A 22,972-nucleotide genomic window follows, 5' to 3' on the forward strand; every position below is an offset into this window, starting at 1 on the left:
CGCCGGATGGATGCGGGCAAACCGGTGGTTCTGGTGGTCGAGGACGAGGACGCGCAGCGCGAGGTGCTGGCCTACAACCTCGAGGCCGAAGGATACGTCGTGGCCCGTGCCCGTGACGGCGACGAGGCGCTGGTGCTGTTCCAGGAGGCGTTGCCCGACGTGGTCATCCTTGACTGGATGTTGCCGAACCTGTCCGGAATCGAGATCTGCCGACGCATCAAGATCCGTCCCGAAACGCGGGACGTGCCGGTGATCATGCTGTCGGCCCGCGCCGAGGAAGTGGACCGGGTGCGCGGGCTCGAGACCGGCGCGGATGATTACGTCGTCAAACCCTATTCCATGATTGAGCTGATGGCGCGGGTGCGCGCGCAGTTGCGGCGCACGCGGCCCGCGGCGGGGGGGCAGGTACTGGAATACGACGACATCCGGCTTGATCCCGACAGCCATCGCGTCACCCGCTCGGGGGCGGAGGTCAAGCTGGGCCCGACCGAATTTCGCCTGCTGGCCAACTTCATGGAAAAGCCGGGCCGGGTCTGGTCGCGGGACCAGCTTCTCGACCGGGTCTGGGGGCGCGACGTCTATGTCGATAGCCGCACCGTCGACGTGCATGTGGGCCGCCTTCGCAAGGCGCTGGCGCGCGATGGCGGCGCGGATGTGCTGCGCACCGTGCGCGGCGCGGGTTATGCGCTGGGATGATCGGTTGCATTGCCGCGCTGCGGCATTAGGATCGGCGACGACCCGAACCGCAAGGATACCCACGTTTTGAAACGCATCAACCTGGCCCTGCAGGGCGGCGGCGCGCATGGCGCCTACTCCTGGGGTGTGCTCGACCGGCTTCTGGACGAGGATGACATCGAGATCGCCGCGATTTCGGGCACCTCCGCCGGTGCGCTGAACGGGGCGGCCTACAAGTCCGGCTGGCACCAGGGCGGCCGTGAGGGTGCGCGCGACATGCTCGACTGGCTCTGGCACGAGATCGCCCAGGTGCGCGACCTTGCCTTGCCCGACTGGATGAACGCCTTCATACCCGAGCCGGGCTTGACCGCGAGACTGCTGGAATATTCGCCGATCTACGCGTTCGGCGACACCGCCAGCCGCGTGATGTCGCCCTATGCCTGGGGGCCGCTCTACAAGAACCCGCTTCAGCCCATCGTCGAGCGCTTCGATTACGACAAGGTCTGCGATGGCTCTGGCCCGCGGCTTTTTGTCGGGGCGACCAGCGTGCGCGATGGCAAGATCCGGATCTTCACCCGCGACAAGATCACCACCGAGGCCATTCTTGCTTCGGCCTGCCTGCCGACCCTGTTCCAGGCGGTCGAGGTCACCTGTCCGAAAACCGGCGCGCTGGAGGCCTGCTGGGATGGCGGCTATTCCGGTAATCCGGCGCTGTTTCCGCTGTATGAAGACGGCCTGCCGGAGGATGTCGTGATCGTCAACATCAACCCCATGCTGCGTCAGGACGTGCCCCGCACCGCCGCCGAGATCCACAACCGCATCAACGAGATCAGCTTCAACTCGGCGCTTCTGAAAGAGTTGCGCGCGATCGAGTTCGTCCAGCGGCTTCTGGAAGACGGCAGGATCCTGCCCGGTTCGATGAAGAAGGTGCTGGTCCACATGATCGCGGATGACGCATTCATGACCGAACTGTCGGTCGCCACCAAGATGATCCCGGTGCCGGGGCTGATCGCCCAGCTCAAGGCGGCGGGACGGGCACGGGCGGATGCGTTTCTGGCCGATCACAAGGACGATCTGAACCATACCCAGACCGTCGACCTGGTCGCCATGTTCAACTGATCCAGATCGTGTAGCCCGCATAGGCGGCCAAAAAGGCCAGCCCCGGCCAACGTCCGATCCGCGCCCGCCAGAGGCCAAGCGCGATCAGCACGACCGTCGCGGCCAGCATCACCCAGACGTCGCGCGACGCAATCTCGGGGGCAACGTCGAGCGGCGTGTAGACCGCGGTCACCCCCAGGATTGCGAAGACGTTGAAGATGTTCGATCCGATCACGTTGCCGAAGGCGATATCGCCCTGACCCTTGCGCGCCGCTGCCAGCGAGGTGACCAGTTCGGGCAGCGAGGTGCCCACCGCCACCAGCGTCAGGCCGATCACCGCTTCGGAAATGCCCAGCGACCGGGCGATGCCCGTTGCCCCCGATACCAGCATGACCGCGCCGGCGATGATCAGGCCAAGTCCGATCAGCGTCTCGAGCGCGCCGCGCATCGGCGCGGGCAGGGGGCCGATCTCGGGTTCGGGCACGGCACCGCTGCGAATGGTGAACACCAGAAACAGCCCTAGCCCCGCAATCAGCGCCAGTCCGGACCAGAGGCCGAACACCCCCAATTGGGCCAGCCCCACGGCGGCGAGGGTCGCCAGCAACAGCCAGACCGCATCCCGCCGGAACGCGGTGTGATCGAAGGCGAACGGCGCAAGCAGCGCGCTCAGACCGAGGATCAGCAGGATATTGGCGATGTTCGAGCCGACGACGTTGCCGATCGCGATGTCGGGGCTGCCCAGGGCCGCCGCCCTGAGCGAAGTGACAAGCTCGGGCGCAGAGGTGCCGAACCCCACCAGCGTGAGCCCGATCACCAGCGGTGACAGACCCAGATGCCGGGCCACGGCAACCGCCCCGGTAACCAGCCGGTCGCCGCCGAAAAACAGCGCCGCAAGCCCTGCGACCGCCAAGAGAATATCCATGAAATCGTGCCCTTCGCCGTCCCGGTCTGCACACCAGATCAGGCACGCGGCTGATCAGAGATCGGCAGTGCGGCGCAGGCTTGCAAGGGTGGCTGCGCGGTTTATTCCACTTATTCCGCGGCGCGCGCGTGGGCCTCGACCGGTGGCTGGGTCGGGTCCTTGGCGTTGGGATAGACAAGTCCCGCCGAGATCACCAGTTTGGCCGCCTCTTCCAGCGACATGTCCAACTCGATCACGTCCTCGATCGGGCAGAACAGCAAGAAACCCGATGTCGGATTGGGGGTCGTCGGGATGAAGATCGACACCAAACCGCTTGATGTCACGGCCTTTCTTGCCACCTCGCCACGGGTTTCGGTCGAAATGAAACCGATGGCCCAGATCCCCTTGCGGGGATATTCGATCAGGCAGGCCTTCTCGAAGCTGCGGTCGGACTGCACAAACACCGTCTCGGCGATCTGCTTCACCCCGGAATAGACCGAGCGCACGATGGGCATCCGCAGCACCAGCGTTTCGCCCCAGCGGATCAGCGACCGCCCGATCAGCCCCTTGGCGACCCAGCCCACCAGCAGCGTGAACAGCAACAGGAAGATGACCCCGACACCGCGCAGATTGATGCCGATATATTCCTCGGGGTTGAAACGCGCGGGCACCAGCGGCAGCACGAAGGCGTCGATCCAGCCGATCACCGTCCAGACCAGCCAGATGGTCAGACCGACCGGCAGGATGACCACCAGTCCCGTCAGGAACGAGGCGCGCAGCCGCGACAGCAGGCTGGCCCGCGGCGGTCTTGGGTCGAAAGGTTCGGTCATTTTTGCGGTGCATGCGTCATGTCATGTCCAGAGCTATGCGTCAGGGGCTGAAACTGCAATGCTTCGCCGCCCGGGACGGTCGATCAGGCGGTGTCCGCGCTCAATTCGCGGGCAATCCGGGCCCCGAGTGCCGCATTGTTCAGAACCAGCGCGACATTGGCATCGAGCGAGCGGCCTTTGGTAAGCTCGTAGATGCGTTGCAACAGGTAGGGTGTGACGTCCTTGCCGTGAATGCCGTGCGTCGTGGCGTCCTGCATCGCGCGGGCGATCATCGGCGTCATGTCGGCGCGCGGGATCTCGGCGTCCTCGGGGATCGGGTTGGCGATGAGTTGTCCGCCGTCAAGCCCCATGGCGCGCCGCATCCGGTGTGCGCGGGCGATGGCGGCGGGCGTGTCCATCCGCAGCGGTGCCCGCAACCCCGCCGACCGTGACCAGAAGGCGGGCAGCATGTCCTGCCCGTAGGCGATCACCGGCACGCCCAGCGTTTCCAGCACTTCCATCGTCTTGGGCAGATCGAGAATCGCCTTGGCCCCGGCCGCGATCACCGTGACCGGCGACAGCGCCAGTTCCTGCAGGTCGGCGGAGACGTCGAAGCTGTATTCGGCCCCCCGGTGCACGCCGCCGATGCCACCGGTGGCGAAGACCTCGATCCCGGCCATGCGCGCGGCGATCATGGTGGCCGCGACCGTGGTCGCGCCGGTGCGGCCCTCGGCCATGCAGACGGCGATATCGGCACGCGACAACTTGGCCACCCGCTCGGCGGCGGCGAGGGTTTCAAGCTGCGCCGCATCGAGCCCGACACACAGCTTGCCGCCCAGAACCGCCACGGTCGCGGGCACGGCACCGTTGTCGCGCACGACCGTCTCGACCTGTCGGGCCACGTCCAGGTTTTGCGGCTTCGGCAGGCCGTGGGTGATGATCGTCGATTCAAGCGCGACGACGGGCTTGCCGCCGGACAGGGCGTCGGCGACCTCGGACGACAGGGTCAGCAGGGCATGAGGGCTCATGAGGGGGTATCTCCGGAAACGAAATGGGCGGCGGCATCGAGCGCACGGGCGAGGGCGGTGGGCCGGTCCGACCCCTGCGCCTCGCAGGCGATATGGGCGGCCATGAAGGTGTCGCCCGCGCCGGTGACGCGGGTGACGAGAACCTGTTTCGGGCTGCGGGTCAGCACCGCATCGGCGGTGGCGTCCGCCGCGAGCCTGCCACCGTCGGTGACCAGCGCGCGCGCCGCCCCGCGGGCCAGCAGTCCCACCGCTGCCGCTTCGGCGTCGGCAAACTCACAGTGACACAATAGCCCCGCTTCCTCGAGGTTGACGTAAAGCGTGCCGCGCCCGGCGCGCAGGAACGGCAGCAGACGCTCGGCCTTGCCCGGCGACGCGGGCGCGACACGCAGATCGGCGGCCGCAAGGCGCGCATCCTGTGCGATCTCCTCGAGCAGCTGTTCGGTCAGATTGCCATCCAGCGCGATCAGCCCGGTATAGGGCGTGACCGCGCTGCCCAGCGGACCCTCGCGCACGGGGCGCAGGATCTTGCCGCCCGCCGCCTCGAGAGAATGGGCATCGGCAATGGCCGCGATCAACCCGTTGGCGCCTTCGACCGCCATATAGCGGTCGGTGGGCAGATCGTCAGAGCGGTAGACATGCGCCGTCTCGATGCCCAGCCCCGCGCATTGACGGATCAGCTCGTCACCCTCGGCATCGCGGCCCACGGCGCTTAGCAGTGCGGGCCGCATACCGAAGCGCGCAAGCGTCATCGCGATATTCAGCGCAACGCCGCCGGGCAGGCGGATGATCCGCCCGGGCACGTCCGACCCCTTCTCGAGATGCGAGGGAGACCGCCCGATCACGTCCCAAAGGACAGAGCCGATACAGAGTATGTCGGGCGCAGCTACCATTCATCCTTTTTAGCGACCGGATCAAAGCCTGCAAGCGCGGTGTTTTACACATGAAGCCGGGGCGTTGTGCCGCCCGCCAGCCTTGACATTGACGATCGCATGCCAGTTCAAAGAAAACGATGCATCACCCGGAGACCGCGCCCCATGTTTCGCAGATTTTCACCCTCGGCCCTGATGACCGGACTCGTTTTTGCCGGCACCGTCGTCGCCAGCCTTGCCCAGGCGCATGAAGTGCGTCCCGCGATTGCGGATCTGACGACGGAAAACGGCGTCGTCACCCTTGAGGTCACGCTCAATGCCGAGGCCCTGGTGGCGGGCGCGGACCTTGAAGGGGTCGATGACACCAACGCGCTGGATATCTCCGACCAGATCGACGCGCTCAGGGCGCTGCCGCCCGAGGCACTGGCCGCGCGCATCTCTGAGATGCGCGGCGAGATTGCCCAGGCGATCGACATCTCGGCGGGCGGCACGGCGGTGCCGCTGACCATGACCGAGGCAAGCCCGGACGCGACCGGCAATGTCGAGTTGCCGCGCGATACGGTGCTGGCCTTCGAGGGCCCGCTGCCCGACGGGGCCGACAGCCTGACCTTCACCTGGCCTGCGGAATGGGGGATGCTGGTGCTGCGCCAGCAGGGCGTCGAGGCGCCCTTTACCGGCTATCTCGAAGCCGGTGCGCCCTCCGATCCGATTGCCATCGCGGGCGGCGGCGCGCAAAGCGCGGGGCAGGCGTTCCTGAGCTACATTCCCGTCGGGTTCGAGCATATCGTGCCCATGGGACTCGATCATATCCTGTTCGTGCTGGGCCTCTTCTTCCTGTCGCCGCGGATCGGCCCGCTGCTCTGGCAGGTCTCCGCCTTCACGTTGGCGCATACGGTCACGCTGGCACTGGGCGCGCTGGGGCTGGTCAACGTCCCCGGTGCCATCGTCGAGCCGATCATCGCGGCCTCCATCGTCTTCGTTGCCGTCGAGAACATCCTGTCGAAAGGCTGGTCGCCATGGCGACCCGCTGTGGTGTTCGTGTTCGGTCTGTTGCACGGGCTGGGCTTCGCTTCGGTGCTGGGCGAGTTCGGTTTGCCGCAGGATCAGTTCATTCCGGCGCTTGTCGGCTTCAACATCGGGGTCGAACTGGGGCAGCTTTCGGTGATCGCCGCGGCTTTTGCGGTGGTGTTCGTGGCGCTTCGGGTCGATGCGCTCGAATTGCCCGAGCGGACGGGGCAGGTGTTTTACGGCATCCTGGCGCTGGCATTTGTTGCGTTGGGCGTGCTGTTGAACGGCTCCGACCTTCTGGCGCAGTTCGATGTCTCGGTGGCGTTGTTCCTGATCCCGCTGGCCGGTCTGTCGCTCTTGTGCCTGCTGGCCGCGACCAATGTGGACAAGCTGCACGCCTACCAGACCTATGTGGCGATCCCGGCTTCGGTCGGCATCGCGCTGGTCGGCGGCTTCTGGTTCGTGGAACGCGTTTTCCTGTAAACCGGTGGGGACCGGTGCGCCGCGCCCCGGTCCCCCGACTTCCCCCATAGGGCACAGCGGATCGGCCCGATTGCGCCGGGGTGCCCCGGTCTGCACCGGGTTTTCAGGGGGCTGCGATTACCCCTTGCGCGGCGTTCAGAACAATTGTACCTCGCGCCCACTCAATCCCGCAGGCGGGGTCGGGCGGACGGGAGAGACATCCCCCGACGTCCACCGGTTGGAGCCATCGCTCTCACACCCCCGCCAAGGCGTAAACCGGAAAGGATATCGGCATGGCTCTTCCTGAGTTCACCATGCGTCAGCTCCTCGAAGCTGGCGTTCACTTCGGCCACCAGACGCAGCGTTGGAACCCCCGCATGGGCGAGTTCATCTATGGCGAGCGTAACGGCATTCACATTCTCGACCTGACGCAGACCGTCCCGATGCTGGACGCGGCCCTGAACGTCATCCGCGAAACCGTCGCCAAGGGCGGCTCGGTGCTGTTCGTCGGCACCAAGCGCCAGGCACAGCAGCCCATCGCCGATGCGGCCGAGAAATGCGCGCAGTTCTACATGAACCACCGCTGGCTCGGCGGTACGCTGACCAACTGGCAGACCGTGTCGAAGTCGATCAGCCGCCTCAAGGCCATCGACGAGCAGATGGAACACGGCGCGGAAGGCCTGACCAAGAAAGAGCGCCTCGGGATCGAGCGCGAGCAGGGCAAACTGACCGCCTCGCTTGGCGGTATCCGTGAAATGGGCGGCCTGCCCGACCTCCTGTTCGTCATCGACGTCAAGAAAGAGGCGCTGGCCATCCTCGAGGCCCGCAAGCTGGGTATTCCGGTTGTGGCCGTGGTCGACACCAACTGCCCGCCCGAAGGCATCGACTACATCATCCCCGGCAACGACGACGCGGCCCGCGCCATCTCGCTTTACTGCGACCTGGCATCGCGCGCTGCCCTCGACGGCATGTCCGGCCAGATGGAAGCGGCAGGCGTTGACCTGGGCGCTCTGGAAGAGACCCCTGTCGAAGAGGCCGTCGCCGCGCCCGAAGACGCCCCGGCGGCAAGCGCCTGAGTTCGCTCGGGCGGCGCGGTTGCGTTGCCCGACACTCGGCTGATCTGACCGGGCAGGGGCCGTAGATGGCCCGCCCGTTGCATTTGTATTTTAGGAGAGCCCAATGGCGATCACAGCTGCACAGGTGAAAGAACTGCGCGAAATGACCGGCGCAGGCATGATGGATGCCAAGAAAGCGCTGACCGAGAACGACGGCGACATGGATGCTGCCGTTGACTGGCTGCGCACCAAGGGTCTGGCCAAGGCGGCCAAGAAGTCCGGTCGCACCGCGGCAGAGGGCCTCGTGGCCGTTTCTGTTGACGGTGGCACCGGCGTCGCCGTCGAGGTCAACGCCGAGACTGACTTCGTCGCCAAGAACGCGGAATTCCAGCAAATGGTTCGCGATATCTCGGGTGCCGCGCTGGGGGTCGACGATGTCGACGCGCTGGCCGAAGCCGAGGTCAACGGCAAGCCCGTCAAGGACATGATCACCGACAAGATCGCCAAGATCGGCGAAAACATGACCCTGCGCCGGATGGCCAAGATCTCGGGCGGCAAGGTTGTGTCCTACGTGCACAACGCCGCAACCGACAACATGGGCAACATCGGTGTGCTCGTGGCCATGACCGGCGACAATGACGCGTTCGGTCGCCAGGTCGCGATGCATATCGCCGCTGCCAACCCCGCCTCGCTGGGCGAGGCCGACCTCGATCCCGCCGTCGTCGAGAAAGAGCGTCAGGTCCAGATCGACATCGCGCGCGAGTCCGGCAAGCCCGAGCAGGTCATCGAAAAGATGATCGTCGGTCGCATGAAGAAATTCCTCTCCGAAGTCACGCTTCTCGGCCAGGCGTTTGTGGTCGATCCCGACAAGACCGTGGCCCAGGCCGCGTCCGATGCCGGTGTCGAGATCACGGGCTTTGTCCGGATGCAGGTCGGCGAAGGCATCGAGAAGAAAGAGGAAGACTTCGCAGCCGAGGTCAAGAAAGCCGCGCAAGGCGGCTGACGCCCCGTCGGTCGCGCCGGTTCACGCATCTTGCGCAGACATCGGAAAAGCCGCCTTTCAGGGCGGCTTTTTCTTTTCGTCTCAGGGCTTTAAGGAGCTTCGCTCATGTAATTTTCAAGGCGCAATGACCCGACCGATCAAGGACATTGGGGATGAGTAGCTGATCGGTCGGGCTTCGGTTTCGGCCTGGAAATGCAGGCCCGTGCCGAACGGCTTGCACCAAAGAACACGCGCAGAGCCTTGAAAATACAAGGATACGGGTCCTCAAACGTTCCTGATCTTGCGACCATCACTCACGGAACACTGTCAGCATGCCACTTGACGCTAGGTAAAGAAAGTCTGGAATACCCGACCACGCAAATTATATGCGGCAAGGCATCCTTCCGGTTCACAGATCCAGCACAAACATCTGGTTCTGGAACGCCGCTTTCAGAACCGCCTGCGCCGTCGTTTCGACGTTCAGGGCAGCCCGTGCCAGTCGCAGGTGCTTTTCAACCGTCGCAGGTGTCAGTCCCATGAGCGAGGCCGTGTCAGCGGTCGTCTTGCCGTCACCGACCCATTCCAGCGCCTCGCGTTGGCGTTTGGTGAGCGACTGGTTGGGTGGCGTATAGGGCAGGGTCAGGATCTTCAGATGCGCGACGTTGTTGAGGATCAGGATCTCGGACTTGTTGGTGGCCCAGATGGCGTCGACATCGTCCTGATCCAGCCCGTCGCGCGCCGTCAGCGCGATGGCACCCTTGGCCCGGCGCGAGATCGAGCGAAACGAGATGGAATACCCGGCCACGACGTTGTGGCGGCGGTTGTACTCCAGAACCCGCCGCTCTGGCGCGCTCAGCACGTTTTCCGCATCCATCTGCTGCAACACGCGCCAGGAACAGGCCCCGTCGTTATTCAGCGCCCAACGCACCATCGGTGCTTCGCGGTACATGCGATCGTCGAAGAAGGGCTTGGTGTAACTCGCGGGATGATTGGTCAAAAGCAGGAAATCGTCCGGATCGCCCAGCGATTGCCCGGACCGGAAGCGCGTGAAGCCGTAGAGCAGGCGGTCGAACCCGAAACCGGACATGGCGACGCAAAGCTCGGCCCAGACCTCTTCGATATGGTCACATTCGGTCAGCGCCAGAACCCGCCGTTCCAGATCCACTTGCGCCGCGGGCTTGTCAGAGCGCGTTTTTGTCATGTGGCTGAACCCCTTGATCCCGTGCATTGATAGCGCCGCAGAGGAAGTCCTGTCCAGCGCGCCGCACGTCGCCACAGGTTTAACGTTGACCGGCACGCAGGGGGGCATTCTCGAATTCATATGATAACAAAGGCCTACCCGGCAAAGTCGATCTATCCAATTTACATAATACTGATTATAAGACTTATCGATCCGCTGAAGATCTCCACCAAACATTGCCTTCGACAGGCGCTCAGCTGCCCTTCTCCTTGCGGATGTAATCGAACCTCAGTGTAACGCGATCCGGTTTCAGGGCCGCGTTGCGATCGCGTCCGATCCAGAAATACGGCTCTCCGTCGGATCCGCGCGCATAGCGATGCAGTCGCCGCGTCTTCAGCCCGTCCGGCGGGATCGTCTCATGGTGCAGCCATGTCGTCTCGGCCACGAATGTCGAACGGTGCTGCGGCGCATCAAGCGTGGCGTCCACTTGCGTGCGACCGCGGCGCAGGCCGATGTCGCCCTCGATCGCGGGAACGTCCGACGTCTGGCGCGGCACGTAAGGAATGTACGCGCGTGGCAGGTCGTTCTTCAGCGTGTAGAAATCGCCCTCTTCGTCGGTCCTCAGCGTGTCCGGCGCAACCTCGGTTCCGGTCTCGAACGGCACCCCGGTCATCGGGTCCTGAATCAACCGTTCGTGCGCCCAGACAAGGTTTGCCGCTTCGTCCCGGCTCCAGGTGACTTCCTCAAGCGTGTCGCAATCGACGACCTGAACCGCGACATTCGGGATCAGCATGGTATCGTTCCCCAGCGTCTCACCGCCCAGCGTGAAAAGTTGCGTCTGATCCGTTGGAACCGGATCAAGAGCGGTGATGACGCCAAAGGAATCAATCACTTCCACGCTGTCTATATGGCGGATCTGACCGGCTTCCATCGGTGCTGGAACCAGAAACCAGTTGCGGATATCGGTATAGAAGAACTCCGGCAGCAACATCGACAACACGTTCGGCTCTGGGTCGATGGCGCTGTCGAAATACGCGGCACCATCCTCGATTGTCCACCAGCGCGGCTCGGGCGCGCCGGGAAACCCAATCATCCCGGGGATCGTCTCGAACGGCACGCTTTGGATGTCGGAAAGCACCTTTGCATCAATACCTTGCGGCTGAAAGTCAAACCAATCGAGCGCACGGCCATCATAGTCCTTCACGACAAAGGATGCGCCCTGACCACGCGCCTCGAAGCTGTACCCGAGGCGCTCGCTGTTCCAGCCTTCGGGCTTACGGCGACCCGGCGTCCCTGCCCCGGACGGTTCAGCTTCCACGATCATTTCAAGCGGCAAGTCACGGTTATTGTTGCGTTTCACGCCGCCGACCCGAACATCGGTCAGCGCAACGGTGCGTTGGTGATAGATTACCCGCGTCGGCGAGCCACCGGACTCCCCCTCGAACTCGCCCATCTGCCATTGTCGCGCCAGAAACCACAGCGGATCGCGCAGCCGCGCGGCCAGGTTCTCGGCGATGTCCGGCGACGTGGAAGACGTCACAAGCCGTTGATGATCATCGCTCATTTTCCACCTCGCTTGCCGCTGAACCCGCGTGCCTCGAACAATCCTCCGCCTGCGATGCCGACCCCCTTCGCGGTCGCATCGATGACGAACCTGCCCGTGATCTGCGTCTTGTCCGTCACCCGCAGACTGCCCTTACGGGTCGGGATCCGGTCAACCATGGCGCCGTTCCGGCGCGCGTTGGCGATGACATTGGACCCGGGCAGGATCGTGTTTTCCAGCATCGTGTCCTGGGTCGTCATCGCGCGGATGCGGGTCCACGAGATCAGATCGCGCACCAGCTGCGCGGCGCTGTCCGGGGTCCAGTCGGGCGCGTCCAGTGCCGGTGGCACGCCGAGCAGGAGCGCGTTCGGAGCCTCGGCTTGCGGCGCGTCGTAATGCAGCGCCAAGGTGGCGTTTTGTGTGCGGGATGGGCGTGTTTCCGTCCATTCGTCAATGGCATACCCTGCGAAGCTGATCCTTTGGTCGAATGTCGTACCGACGCCGATGACCTTGGCGAAGTGGTGCTTCAGCGGCGCTTCCGTCTCGTCGCGGGGGTCGTCCGGATTGCCATTGCGCGCGGCAAGGGCCGCATGGTCGACTCCCCGCCGCAGCTGCAACCCCGGCACCATCCGGTCGAGCGTCAGCGCAGGCATCAACCGGGCGCGCAGCAGAGGCCATTCCTCGAGCCCCGCAGGCACGGCGGATTGCCCTGCATACCCGGGCAGGCTTTGCGCCACATGCGCAAAACGGGCCGAGACCGGGAATTTCGCCCGCCCAAGCATGCCGCGCAAGATCTTGATTTCGCTTTCAAGTGCGCTGCGCACTGCGCCTTCCGTCGTCAGCGGCGCCGCCCGGTCGCCCGCGCGTTCGGACCGGAGGGTCTGCACGGCTTTCAACCGGGTCCGCAGCGTGGCCCCCAATGCGGTGACCTCTTCCTCGAGCCCAAGGCGGTCGGCGGCCAGCCGCGCGGGCGTCAGGAACGGCAGTTTCGCCCCGGTCACCAAGGCGGCGGCCTGTGTCAGCACCTCGTTGAACCGGGCGCATTGCCGCCAGAGCGGCGGCGGCGCGGAAAGCGGGCTGGTCAGGTCACCCTGCCCGTCCCCGAACGCGCCGGCATCGAAACTGTCGAAGAATTGCCCGCGCATCGTTTCGATACGGGCGTAGAGGGCCTCCAGCGTCGTGTAAACGGCGTTGCGGCGCGCCGTCATCCGCTCGAGCGCCGCCTGCCAGGCGGGCAGATAGGCGGCCTCGTCGCCTTCTGTCGCGCCTTCGTTGAAGGGTTGCAGGTCGGTCGGCTCGAGCATGCGGGATCGCCGCAACATGCCCGCAACCTCGCGCGCCGGTTGGTGCCAATCCGCCAGCGGCATGTTGCTTCGGACGTGCAATATGGTGACCTGATGGGCCGGTGAGGCCATCAGCCCGTCGGCGTCGAACGCGTCGAGCATGGCGCGTGTCTTGGCATCGTGGCTGGTCGCCAGAGTGTTGAGCGCCGCCGCCACGACACGCCGCGCCACCGCCTCGCGGGAAGACATCAGCAGTTCGAGCGCGGGCAGGTTCAGCGTCTGGTCGAAGGATACCGGCAACTCCACATCCCGCGCGCTGCTGTCCACGAAGGCCACGCGCACAAGCAGCGTGTCCAGGGCCAGTTTCGGGAACATCGTCGTCGCCAGCGCGGCGAGATCCGGATCTGCCATCTCCATCAGGCCCGTGGCGATGGTATCCTCGGGCGCCGTCACCGTGCCCTCTGACAGTTTCAGCATCACCCGATGCTCCGAGGCATGGCCCGAGCGTTGCGAATGGATGAACTGCGGCCGCTCGGGGATCGGCCCGCCCGACAGCACCGACAGCCAGGCATTCGCCCGTTCCGCGGCCCCCCTGGCACGTTGGTAGGCGGCCTCGGCCATGACCAGATCGCTCAGCGCATCCAGCGCATCGGACAGCGTGGCGTGCAGCCCGCGGTCAGGTACGGGGGTCTGCGGGCGCGGGGCTTCGACGAAGGCCAGACCGTCGAGCACCCGCGCGATGGGGGCCCGTGCCGCATTTTCGGCCTTGTCGGAATTGGCAAACGGAAATGCGTCGCGCAGGGGCAGGATCCGGGCGCTTTGCAACCGGTCGCGCAACAGGCGTTCGCCCATCAGGCCAAGCGCCGCCCCCAGCGGCATGCCGACGCGCAGACGGTCCAGCAGGTCGAGGCCCAGGCGCACGCGCGGCGCGCTGAGGTCGATGTCGAAGGCACCGCTGCCGGCATGGCGCATGTGGGCCGAGTGCAGCACCGCCGCCGTGGTGGCCTGTGCCGGTGTCGGGGCCTGCAGATACTGGCCGGTCTGGCCGCATTTGGTCTCTTGCCGGGCCAGCGCGGCCTGTTCGGCATCGTCGGTCTGACGCTTCAGCGCGAGCATGCCGAAATAACCCAGCTGCAGCGGTCCGGGATCAAGCTTGGGTTCCTTTTTCGCCTGATCGCGCAACCCATCGAGTTTCATCTGCGAGATGCCGGTGATCCAGGTGTCGATCCGGTACTGGAACAGGTCGATCACCTCGAGCATCAGGGCCTCAAGCTCGGCCACGCCATCATCGCGCGCGGCCAGGATCTTCAAAAGCCGCAAGCTTGCGGTGAAGCGCTCGGCAACCGGGTTCAAAAGCCGGCGAGTGGTGTCGCCAAGCCCCGGAAAGCGCTGCGCCGATGACAGGTCGGTGATCTGCGCCATGGACCGCGACCGGGTCCAGTTGATCGCGTTCTGCACCGTCGAGGATTGCGGCACCACCACGTCATCGAGCTGCGACAGACGGGTCAGGTCGAAGCCGACATCGCCTTCTTCGCGCATTATCTGAAACCGCAGGTTGCGCGTCATCGAGCGACGGATCAGCCGATAAAGAAGCGGCGACGTCGTGTCGGTCGCGTCCGGGTCGGCAAGGTCCTGGATCGGCACATCGATGCAGCGCCCCAGATAGGCCGAAGGATGGTCGGCGGCGGCAGGCCCTGCCACGTAGGGGCAGCCAAGTACCAGCGGCGTGTCATCCTCGTCGCCGTCATAGACCTCGATCCGGCGACCGGTGGCGTAGGATTGCAGGATCACATCCAGCTTTTCGGCGGCGTCCGGGTCCTCGGGGTGCAGCCTCGGGGTCGTGATCTCGCTTTCGGCGGACATCAGCCCGTCCAGAACGATGCCGAAAACGGTCACGGTCGCCGCAACCTTGGCCTGTTCGGGATTGGGGATCTCGTTGCTCTTGAACCCGTCCATCGGCGCCAGTGGCACGACCCCGTAGGCGTTATCGCCCATCCGCAGCGGCGCGTGATACCCGCGCGGGATGAAGTGGCTTGCGATCGCGGCGATGAAGCCCGTCTCGCTCATGTCCTTCAACTGGCTGGTGCCGTCCAGCTTGTCGTCCAGCAACACCGGGCCGATCACCGTGATCATCGCCTCTGCGGCACCGCGATGGTCAAGCCCGGCATTGGGCATCCGGGCGACGGTCTGTTCCGATACGCCGAGCGACTTCGCCAGATCGCTGCCCGCGCGGTTGGGCAGCTGGAAGACGCCATCCTCCAGTTCGAAACGTTTCTCGTCGCCCTGCCCCATGCGCGTCGCCGAGGTCGAGTAATCGGTTGTCATCTCACCTGCGTTGTTGGTCGCGGTGTTGCTGGCCAGGAAGGATCCCGATCCGTTTGCGGTGACGTCGCGCAGCAGCGCCTCGATCTCTCCATCGCCATCGGTGCCAGGTTCGCCCTCCTTGCCCGACAGGCCCACGGCGATCAGCCAGTCGGCATCCCGCGCAAGCGCCACGAGGTCGGGTTCGGTCACCCGCACGCCCATGCCCTCGGCCACCGCCAGGTCGAAGTCGGTCAGCCAGCTTTGCGCGTCGACCAGAGCGGGCGCATAGGACACCGTGGCCGCCCGGTCCTTGCCTCCGGGGATGATCGGCGCGCCGGTGGCGATGCGCGACACGGTCTTGCCGGTCAGGGCGTAGACGCTGACCTCTGCGGGCAATCCGCAGATCCGGCCCACGCGCAGGTCCGGATCCGGCATCGGCTGATCCAGCATTTTCTGGTTGCGCCATAGCCACGCCGCGCGCGCCTCGCCGCCGACCGCACCGGCAAAGGCCGACCACGCATTCTTCGTTGCCGTCTGCGACATTTGCGGGAAATCCCGCTGGTCGGTCTGGGTCAGAAAGTCGGTCACCGCGGCGATCTCGGCCTCGGTAATGCGGGCGATGCCCTGTTCGGCAAAATTGCCGTCCGGGAACCACCGGAACCACACCGCACCGCCCTTGTCGGCCCTGAAGGGGACGCGGTCCTCCTGCCCGTCCGGACGGCGGCGCATGAGCGTGGCCGACTGCCCACCTGCGAAGTGCCGCATTTCGAGCCGCATGGGCATCATCAGAAGCGGCGACGCGGCGCGCGCATCGGCCCGGCGTTGCTGCAGATCCGACAGGTCCGGCCCGGGAGCGGGGCCCGGACCGGCGCCAGGCCGCAAATGGCCATCGCGCCCGGGTCTCGGGGGCGAGCGGCCCGGGTCCTGGATGCCCGGAGCGCGGGGGCCGCGCTCTGGCCGCTCGCCGGGTTTGGGCGGGCGTCCCCCACCGGCGCGCGGCGGCTGCGGGTCCGGTGTGACCCTTGGCGGTTTGCGGCGGTCCTCGTCACTGTCGGTCAGCCTCGGTCCACGCTCTGGCCGCTCGCCGGGTTTGGGCGGGCGTCCCCCACCGGCGCGCGGCGGCTGCGGGTCCGGTGTGACCCTTGGCGGTTTGCGGCGGTCCTCGTCACTGTCGGTCAGCCTCGGGCCGCGCCCTGGCCGCTCGCCGGGCTTCGGGGGCTTTCCACCTCCGGCGCGGCGCGGATCTGGAGTCGCGGGGGCCTTGGGGTCGGACGCCCCGCGTCTGCCCCGGTCTGCGTCAGCCATGCCTGCGCCGGGTTGCCTCGGTTTTCGGTCGTCGCCCTGCGCGCGCGGGGTCCCGGGGCCGGGGGCTGGGGGCGCGTCCTTGCGCCGCTCGCCACCGGTGCCCGGCGATCCGGCGTCTTCCCTGGGCGGCCTGTCCTGACCGCGTCGGCCACGTCCCTTGCCTGCGCCTGCGTCTGCACCCCGCCCTTTGCCGCCACGTCTCTTGTCTGGTTCATCGGCCATCGAACACTCCACGGAACGGCACAACGGCTGCCACAGGTTTCTGCCAGTACGACCGCGCGATGGTGGCCGCGTTCCGCCCGGCCCCCCAAAGATCGAGGTCCGAGCCCTGCGGTCTGAGAAGGGTCTGATCCGACGCGATATACCCCGCGGGGTCCCGATCGAGATCCGAGAAGCTCAGTTCGTCCCATTCCGGCAATCGACCCTGCCTGCGGCCCGACGCACTTGGCGCTGCCCCGGGGCGATCGAGGTCCTGCGCCCGACGCTGCCGCACCGTCAGGCTGCCCACGTCTAGGCCAAAGCGCAGCCGCCCCGGCGGCTCCATGATCACGAAGAAGGCCCGTCCGATGCGGTCGGGGGCCGTCAGGAAATCGAGGCTGATATCGAAGCCATAGTAGGCCAGCGTCGGGCTGAGCTTGCCGGTGAAGGACGGCAATGTCGGCTTGGCCCGCGGCGTCGGCGTCCAGACGCCGTCCTCGTCCGAGATGTCGATCCTGAGGATCGGCTCGTCGAGTTTGCGCACCACCGCGCCCTTGATCAGCACCACCAGATTGGCATTGCCGTTGGGATTGACCGGGCTGTGCTGTTTTCCCAACAGCCGCGTCCAGTCGGTGATCGGCCCGATATCGTCATGCTCGGCGCGGTGATCCGGCAGGCCCCGGTTCCAGAACCGGGGCAGGCAGGTGCCCATCATGTCTGTGGGAAAGCCACGCCAGCGCAATTCCTCGTTCATCTCGTGATTGGCGCCCAGCATCAGCGCCTCGACGAAGGCGCGGTTCTCTTCGAAGAAGGCGACTGTGTTGTCGGGCATGTCGCGCACACCCGCCATCAACGCCGAGGGATCGCGGGCGATCATGTAGTCCACCAGCGGCACCGGCAGGCGCGGCGCGCGGTAGACGATACCGCCCTTCTCGGTCTCTGCCGCGCTGCGCCCGGCGACACGGAACGCCGCCTTGAGGGCCGGCAGCGCCTCGAGCCTTCGGGTCACCAGCGTATGCAAGGGCCCGCTTTCGAAGGCCTTGACGCTGATCCCCACGCTCCGGCGCGGCGGCACCCTGAGTTCCTGGGTGTTGCGCAGCATCCCCGCCAGCCCCAATTGGTCGATCACAATTCGGTTGCCGCGCTGCGCGAGGTGCGTCTCGATGCGCCGCAGCGCCGACCGCTCGCGGGTCTCGCCCGCCGCCGAGGCGGTCTTGTCACCCGGCAGCTTCGGCGCCCGCAGCGCAAGTCCCGGCCCGTCGGGCTTGCAGGTCTGCACCCGCGCACCGATCCGGCGCAGATCGCGGCTGGCATAGGCGGGCGGCGTCCCGCGTTCGGCTAGAAATGCCCCGACGCTGGTGCCGACCGCAAGGCCGATCTCGCGACCGAGGGTCATGCCCTCCTGTCGCCGCGCATAGGGTGTGAACGGTTCGGCCAGAACCACGCCCACATCAGCATCGAGCTTTTCGAAACGCCGCCGCGCAATGCGCGAGACAAGCCGCTCGGCGGTCTCGAGCCGGTGCAGCAGGCGATTGGTCTCGACGATCTCGGGGTATTGCTGCCAGGCGGATGTCATCAGCTCTTCCTGATGATCGCGCACGCAGGACGCCCCCAGTTGCGCGGCGACCCGAAACCGCGGATCGAGGTTGACCGCCTCGACCCAGCGCACGAGGTCGGTCCGCATCCGGGGCGCGGCGACATAGCGGAACCCGTAGGGCGGGATCGACACCAGCGGGTCTTCGTCATCCGTACCGTCCGCCTTGAGGATGCGGGCCTCGTCCGGGGTCGGACCCTTTTCGCCGTCGATGACCTGGTTGAGCACCGCCGCCATGGCGTTGCGCATCGGGTCCGGCGCGGCGTTCTGGGCGATATCGTGACCCGTGGGCATCAGGGCCTTCTGGACGTCGGTGTCCCCGGCCTTGGGAAAAACCCGGCGGAAGTAGCCCGGATGATCGAGACGGAAGGTCTCGGCCTCGGCCAGCTTGTCGGCCTCGGTATCGTCGAGCGAGCGGAGCTGTTCGAGAAGCGCCTCGAGGTTCAGACCCTCATCGGTGCGAAACGAGGAAGAGGCATAAAACGGCAGCGTCACCGGCCCGCCCTGCCCCGCGTTCCAGGCCAGGGCGGCGGGATCGTCGGTCTCCGCCGTCGGATCGCTGCCCAGCCCCGCCAGCCGCCCGTTTTCATAGGCGGGCACCACGAACAGGCTGTAGCGCGTCAACGGGTCAAGCTTGCGCGGACAGAGCAGCCGCGCGAAGCCCTGATCGGGGTCGTCTTGCAGGGCGGCGCTGGCCGTGGCCTCGCCTGCGGCGGTGTTCATCTGCACATGGGCAAAGGCCCAGCGGTCCTCGAGCCGGGGCAGCGACAGCGCCGCATCATGCACCGAGATGCGCAGGCAAGGGGCGGTGCCACGCCCGAGCGCCTGAAACTCGTCGTCGCGCAATGCGATCAGCACCAGCCATGGCGCAGGATTGTCGGTATCGCTATCCGCATTCGCGTCGAACCCGTCGCCCAGTGCAAAGCGCCACGGCAAGTCGGGCGATCGGAACTCGACAAAGGGGAAGTAATCCGGCTCGAAATCGGTCACGCCCAGAAGCGGCTCGAAGCGGGCGATTTCGTCGGGGTTGATGCCGATCACGTCGCCGGGACCGCGAAAGCGCGCATCAACCGCGACCGGCGCGCCCTCGGTGCCATTCTCCGATCCGATCTCAAGGCTGTAGGTCGCGACGAGGCGGCCATCGTCGGCAACCTCGGCCTCGGCCACGGCTCCGAGCCTCAGGTTCGGGAAGAAACGGAAGGCGTTGGGCATGTCAGTCCATCCTCCTCAGGCGGCGCTCAGGTAATCGGCGACACCGGCGTTGATCTCGGGTTCAAGGGCGATCTCCTGACGGGAATACTTCGACAACGCGCCGCGCCCCTGCTGCCGCGCCGCCGTCACGATATCGCCAAGGGGGCCGCCCTGCCCCTTTTGGCCAAGTGCGTCGGCAACAGACTGGCTGAGGAAGACGTCGCGACTTGGCTGTACCCGGTCCTGGGGCACGATATCGCGGCGGAACATGCCGCCCTTGTTCATCCGCCCTTCCGAGAACTTGTTGCTGAAGCGCAAAAATTCGTGCTTGTCGAAGCCCTCGATCAGCGGCGGCTTCGGCGTCGGCTTCTCGCCCACCTCGATGACCTCGTATTCGTATTCCTCGCCCACCGAAGCGCCCTGGATCGAAAAGCCGGTATCGGTGACCTCAAGCCCGGCATCGTGGCTCTCGAACGACGGCGCGCGCAGGCGCTCGGCGCGGCCCGCGTCAAAGAAATGCGCCCGCACGAAATCGCCGCTGATATCGGTTGCCGGCATGGCCGCGCCTTGCGGGTCACGCAGCGCCAGAGTCAGGCGCTTGGACCCTGTCACCTGCGCCTCGCCCAGCTTTTCGATGGTGACATCCAGCGGCACGGCATTCTGGCTGATCCGCAATTGCCCCAGCGGTTCGATCAGCGGCTCCTCGACCTGCCGGAAGGTGATCATGCCGCCCGATCCCGGCGACGGCGCCGCCGCCTCGAGCGCGCCCGAGGCTTCCAGCGCGCGACGCAACTCGGCCACCGCCGAAGCCGAGGCGGCCGGTGCCGACCGGCTTTGCCCGAAGGTGGTGGTGACGGCGAACCGGACATTGATCTTGCAGACCTTGACCCAGACCTCGCCCGAGAAGAAGAACGGGTTCGGGCCGCGCATCGAGATGGCGAAATACAGCGCCGCCTTCACCTTGCCGTTCACCATCAACGAGATACCGCCATCGATGTCGACGGTGAACGAGAACGGATTGAAATAGATCAGCGCGTCGAAGCCGATATGCCCCTCGGCGCTGACCCGGCCAAGGACCGGGAACTTCGGGCCTTGCGCGAACAGCTCGGCGCTGGCGCCGAACTGGACCGAGTTCAGCGTTTGCGCAAAGTATCCCGCGATGGACAGGCGCACATCGTCGCCCGGCTTGCCGAAGCCGGCCGACAGGCGGCGCAGATCGGGCAGGTTGTCGGGTTTGGGATAAAGCGGATGCAGCCCGCCCAGCGACGCGATCTGGAAGATGCCCGGCCCCCAGCCGGTGCGCACCGCCGCATCGCCGGTGATGGTGAAGATCAGAACCTTCGAACCCTGCAACGAGGCGTCGAAATCGATCCGCCCCTCGGCGAAGTCGATGACCCCGAAGAAACTGAGCTGGAACAGCACGATGGCATGATCTTCATCGGGCAGCGCCATCTTGATCGAGCCGAGGATGATGATCCGCACCTGCGCGCCGACCTCGATGATGACGCCCAGCGTGATATGCACCAGCGTCGGCTGACCCCAGCTGATCCGCACCACCGGACCCATGAAGTGCTGACCGCCCTGCGGCGGCATGATCGCGGCCATGTCGGCCAGGATCTGCGGCGTGTCCTCGATGGGATTGGCCGGAAACAGCAGATCGTCGAGCCGCCCGTCAAACAGCACGTCGCGCATGGCGTCGGTGTCGATGGTGCGGTTGATCCCCAGCACGCCGCCGCAGCCGGTCAGGAAGAACCCGAAGGCCAAGGGCACGTTGAAGGTGGCAAAGACCGAGGCCGCAAAGGAAAAGCCCGGCTGCCCGCCCGGCATCTCGGTGTTGAGGATGGCAAAGGCCGACAGCCCGAACTTGGAGAAACTGAGTTCCAGCGCACCGCGATATTCGGTGTCGTTCTTGATGATCAGGCCGCCGCCCGTCACCGGGTCGAAGTCGAGCGACGCACCGTATCCGTCGGGCGGTTTGAAGCGCGGCGTGACGTCGAGCGCGCCGAAATTGCCGCTTTGCCCTTCTGCCACCGGCTCAAGATCGACGATAACGCCGATCTCGTCGAAGAACAGCCAGATCGGCCCCAGCGACATCGAACCCGTGACCGCCGCCGAGGTTCCGAAGCCTTCCGTCCCGGCCCAGCCCGCCAGTGTGACGGAATCCACGAAGAACGGTCCGATGCCCGCGCCGATCGGCACCTGCACCTCAAGCCCCAGCCCGCCGGTGAAGGACCAGCCGGTGCGGCTCGACCAGGTGGCCGACACCCCGCCGAAGACCTCGACCTCGGTATCGCCGAGGATGGTGTTGATCAGCCCGTCGCTATCGGTCCCGGCGGCGATCCTGAGGGCAATGGCATCGGCCAGATCGAGGCTGATCGATACATCCGCCGGCGTGGTATCGACGCGCACCGAAAAGGCAAACCGGTCGAGGCGCAGGTGCGACGCGTCGCGCTGCCCGATGATGATCCAGCCGGTGTCGCCCTGGTCCGAAACCGGCGCGCCCGAGAGCGTCGCCGTGGCGCTGGCCTGCGCCGCGCCCTGCCCCAGGATGACCTCGGGCCCCGAGGGATAGATGGCAAGGCCCGCGCCCCCTGCCGCCTCGCCCGAGGCCGACAGCGTGAAGGCGATGTCATTGCCAAGATCCATGGGCGGCAGGGTGAACTGCCCCGACACCACCGGCAAAACCGCAAGGCCCGCGGGCGTGTCGATGCCGGGGCGCGTGGCGCCGGTCATCACCAGCGACAGGATCCCTGTCGTCGTACCGTCCAGCACCGTCCCCGACAGAAGCCGCCCGTCCATGGCGCGTGTGGGCACCACCGGCGCGCGGTCGCCGAGGGCCTGGCCGGCGATCCCGGGCGTGTTGACCAGCCGTGACCGGAACCCCATCGCCTGGAATAGCACGGACAACGCCGCCAGAAAGCCGTTGACGTCGAAAGCGTCGCCACCGAACGCCCAGGTCGTCGCGATCTGGGTCGGTGGATCGCGCAAGAGCTGCCCGGTCGCTACCCAGTCAAGCCGCCTGCGCGCAGGCTTGCCCGCGCCGCGCGGGATGACCTCGATGGCGCCGCCAAGCGCGAGGAAGGCGGGCACCACCGGATAGACATCGTCGAGCCAGGTCAGCAGCAAATAGCCCGGCAATTCGCGCGCGATCCGCGCCCAGGTGTCGGGATTGGACAGCGTGCCGGGCAACCCCGCCACATCGCTGGACCCGAGGGCGGCCAACCCGGCCAGCACCTCGAGGATCGAGGTCGCCTGATCGATCCAGAAGTCCGCATCGAGATTGTCGGGCGGGTTTTCGGCGGTCTCGGTCAGATCGTTCAGCAATTGGCCGACCGGCAGGATCGCATCGAGCGTCGTGCGATGCGCGGCCACCAACGGCACATCGACCCCAAGATCGCCGAGCAGGTTCTCCATCGCGCCCAGATCGTCCACCGCATCGGTGACCGGCGCGAAGAACTGGGCGAAAATCTCGACGACCTGTGCCATG

Annotated in this window: 14 protein-coding genes; 5 read left to right on the plus strand and 9 right to left on the minus strand. The window is 66.1% G+C overall.

Annotated elements, in window-relative coordinates:
- Window positions 1–6: 6 nt before the first annotated feature.
- Both phoB and ACXYMN_RS01525 read left to right on the plus strand, forming a co-directional pair.
- Entirely contained in the window at window positions 7–696 is a 690-nt protein-coding gene (gene phoB / locus ACXYMN_RS01520; protein WP_459011619.1) for a phosphate regulon transcriptional regulator PhoB, read from the plus strand.
- Window positions 697–762: 66 nt separating this feature from the next.
- Window positions 763–1,794: a patatin-like phospholipase family protein gene (locus ACXYMN_RS01525; RefSeq protein ID WP_459011620.1), complete on the plus strand. Its 1,032-nt coding sequence runs from the start codon at window positions 763–765 to the stop codon at window positions 1,792–1,794.
- Here ACXYMN_RS01525 and ACXYMN_RS01530 read toward each other — a convergent pair.
- From ACXYMN_RS01530 to ACXYMN_RS01545, 4 genes are all read right to left on the minus strand, one after another.
- Window positions 1,787–2,695, minus strand: coding sequence for a sodium:calcium antiporter (locus ACXYMN_RS01530; RefSeq protein WP_459011621.1), 909 nt, complete (start codon window positions 2,693–2,695; stop codon window positions 1,787–1,789). The two genes, ACXYMN_RS01525 and ACXYMN_RS01530, sit on opposite strands and share 8 nt — an antisense overlap.
- A gap of 110 nt (window positions 2,696–2,805) precedes the next feature.
- Window positions 2,806–3,504: a DUF502 domain-containing protein gene (locus tag ACXYMN_RS01535; protein WP_459011622.1), complete on the minus strand. Its 699-nt coding sequence runs from the start codon at window positions 3,502–3,504 to the stop codon at window positions 2,806–2,808.
- Window positions 3,505–3,587: 83 nt separating this feature from the next.
- Window positions 3,588–4,511: a pseudouridine-5'-phosphate glycosidase gene (locus ACXYMN_RS01540; protein ID WP_459011623.1), complete on the minus strand. Its 924-nt coding sequence runs from the start codon at window positions 4,509–4,511 to the stop codon at window positions 3,588–3,590.
- On the minus strand, window positions 4,508–5,401 hold the full coding sequence (locus ACXYMN_RS01545; protein ID WP_459011624.1) for a PfkB family carbohydrate kinase: 894 nt from the start codon (window positions 5,399–5,401) through the stop codon (window positions 4,508–4,510). Before ACXYMN_RS01545 ends, ACXYMN_RS01540 begins: the two co-directional genes overlap by 4 nt.
- A gap of 144 nt (window positions 5,402–5,545) precedes the next feature.
- On the opposite strand from ACXYMN_RS01545, the gene ACXYMN_RS01550 reads away from it, so the two are divergent.
- From ACXYMN_RS01550 to tsf, 3 genes are all read left to right on the plus strand, one after another.
- Window positions 5,546–6,871, plus strand: a complete 1,326-nt coding sequence (locus tag ACXYMN_RS01550) for a HupE/UreJ family protein (protein ID WP_459011625.1) — start codon at window positions 5,546–5,548, stop codon at window positions 6,869–6,871.
- Window positions 6,872–7,143: 272 nt separating this feature from the next.
- A complete protein-coding gene (gene rpsB, locus ACXYMN_RS01555; protein ID WP_459011626.1) occupies window positions 7,144–7,926 on the plus strand; it encodes a 30S ribosomal protein S2 in 783 nt (260 codons plus the stop codon).
- A 103-nt stretch (window positions 7,927–8,029) separates the two neighbouring features.
- The gene (gene tsf / locus ACXYMN_RS01560; RefSeq protein ID WP_459011628.1) at window positions 8,030–8,908 is read left to right on the plus strand and encodes a translation elongation factor Ts; all 879 of its coding nucleotides are present in this window, start codon (window positions 8,030–8,032) and stop codon (window positions 8,906–8,908) included.
- A 388-nt stretch (window positions 8,909–9,296) separates the two neighbouring features.
- On the opposite strand, the gene ACXYMN_RS01565 is transcribed toward tsf, so the two are convergent.
- From ACXYMN_RS01565 to ACXYMN_RS01585, 5 genes are all read right to left on the minus strand, one after another.
- On the minus strand, window positions 9,297–10,088 hold the full coding sequence (locus ACXYMN_RS01565; protein WP_459011629.1) for a LuxR family transcriptional regulator: 792 nt from the start codon (window positions 10,086–10,088) through the stop codon (window positions 9,297–9,299).
- A 232-nt stretch (window positions 10,089–10,320) separates the two neighbouring features.
- The gene (locus ACXYMN_RS01570) at window positions 10,321–11,520 is read right to left on the minus strand and encodes a hypothetical protein (protein WP_459011630.1); all 1,200 of its coding nucleotides are present in this window, start codon (window positions 11,518–11,520) and stop codon (window positions 10,321–10,323) included.
- A 107-nt stretch (window positions 11,521–11,627) separates the two neighbouring features.
- Complete coding sequence (locus tag ACXYMN_RS01575; RefSeq protein ID WP_459011631.1) at window positions 11,628–15,974, minus strand: hypothetical protein; 4,347 nt, start codon at window positions 15,972–15,974, stop codon at window positions 11,628–11,630.
- A gap of 739 nt (window positions 15,975–16,713) precedes the next feature.
- A complete protein-coding gene (locus tag ACXYMN_RS01580) occupies window positions 16,714–19,506 on the minus strand; it encodes a hypothetical protein (RefSeq protein WP_459011632.1) in 2,793 nt (930 codons plus the stop codon).
- Window positions 19,507–19,521: 15 nt separating this feature from the next.
- The gene (locus ACXYMN_RS01585) at window positions 19,522–22,971 is read right to left on the minus strand and encodes a DUF6603 domain-containing protein (protein ID WP_459011633.1); all 3,450 of its coding nucleotides are present in this window, start codon (window positions 22,969–22,971) and stop codon (window positions 19,522–19,524) included.
- Window position 22,972: the final 1 nt, after the last annotated feature.

The organism is Roseivivax sp. CAU 1753 (assembly GCF_054482575.1).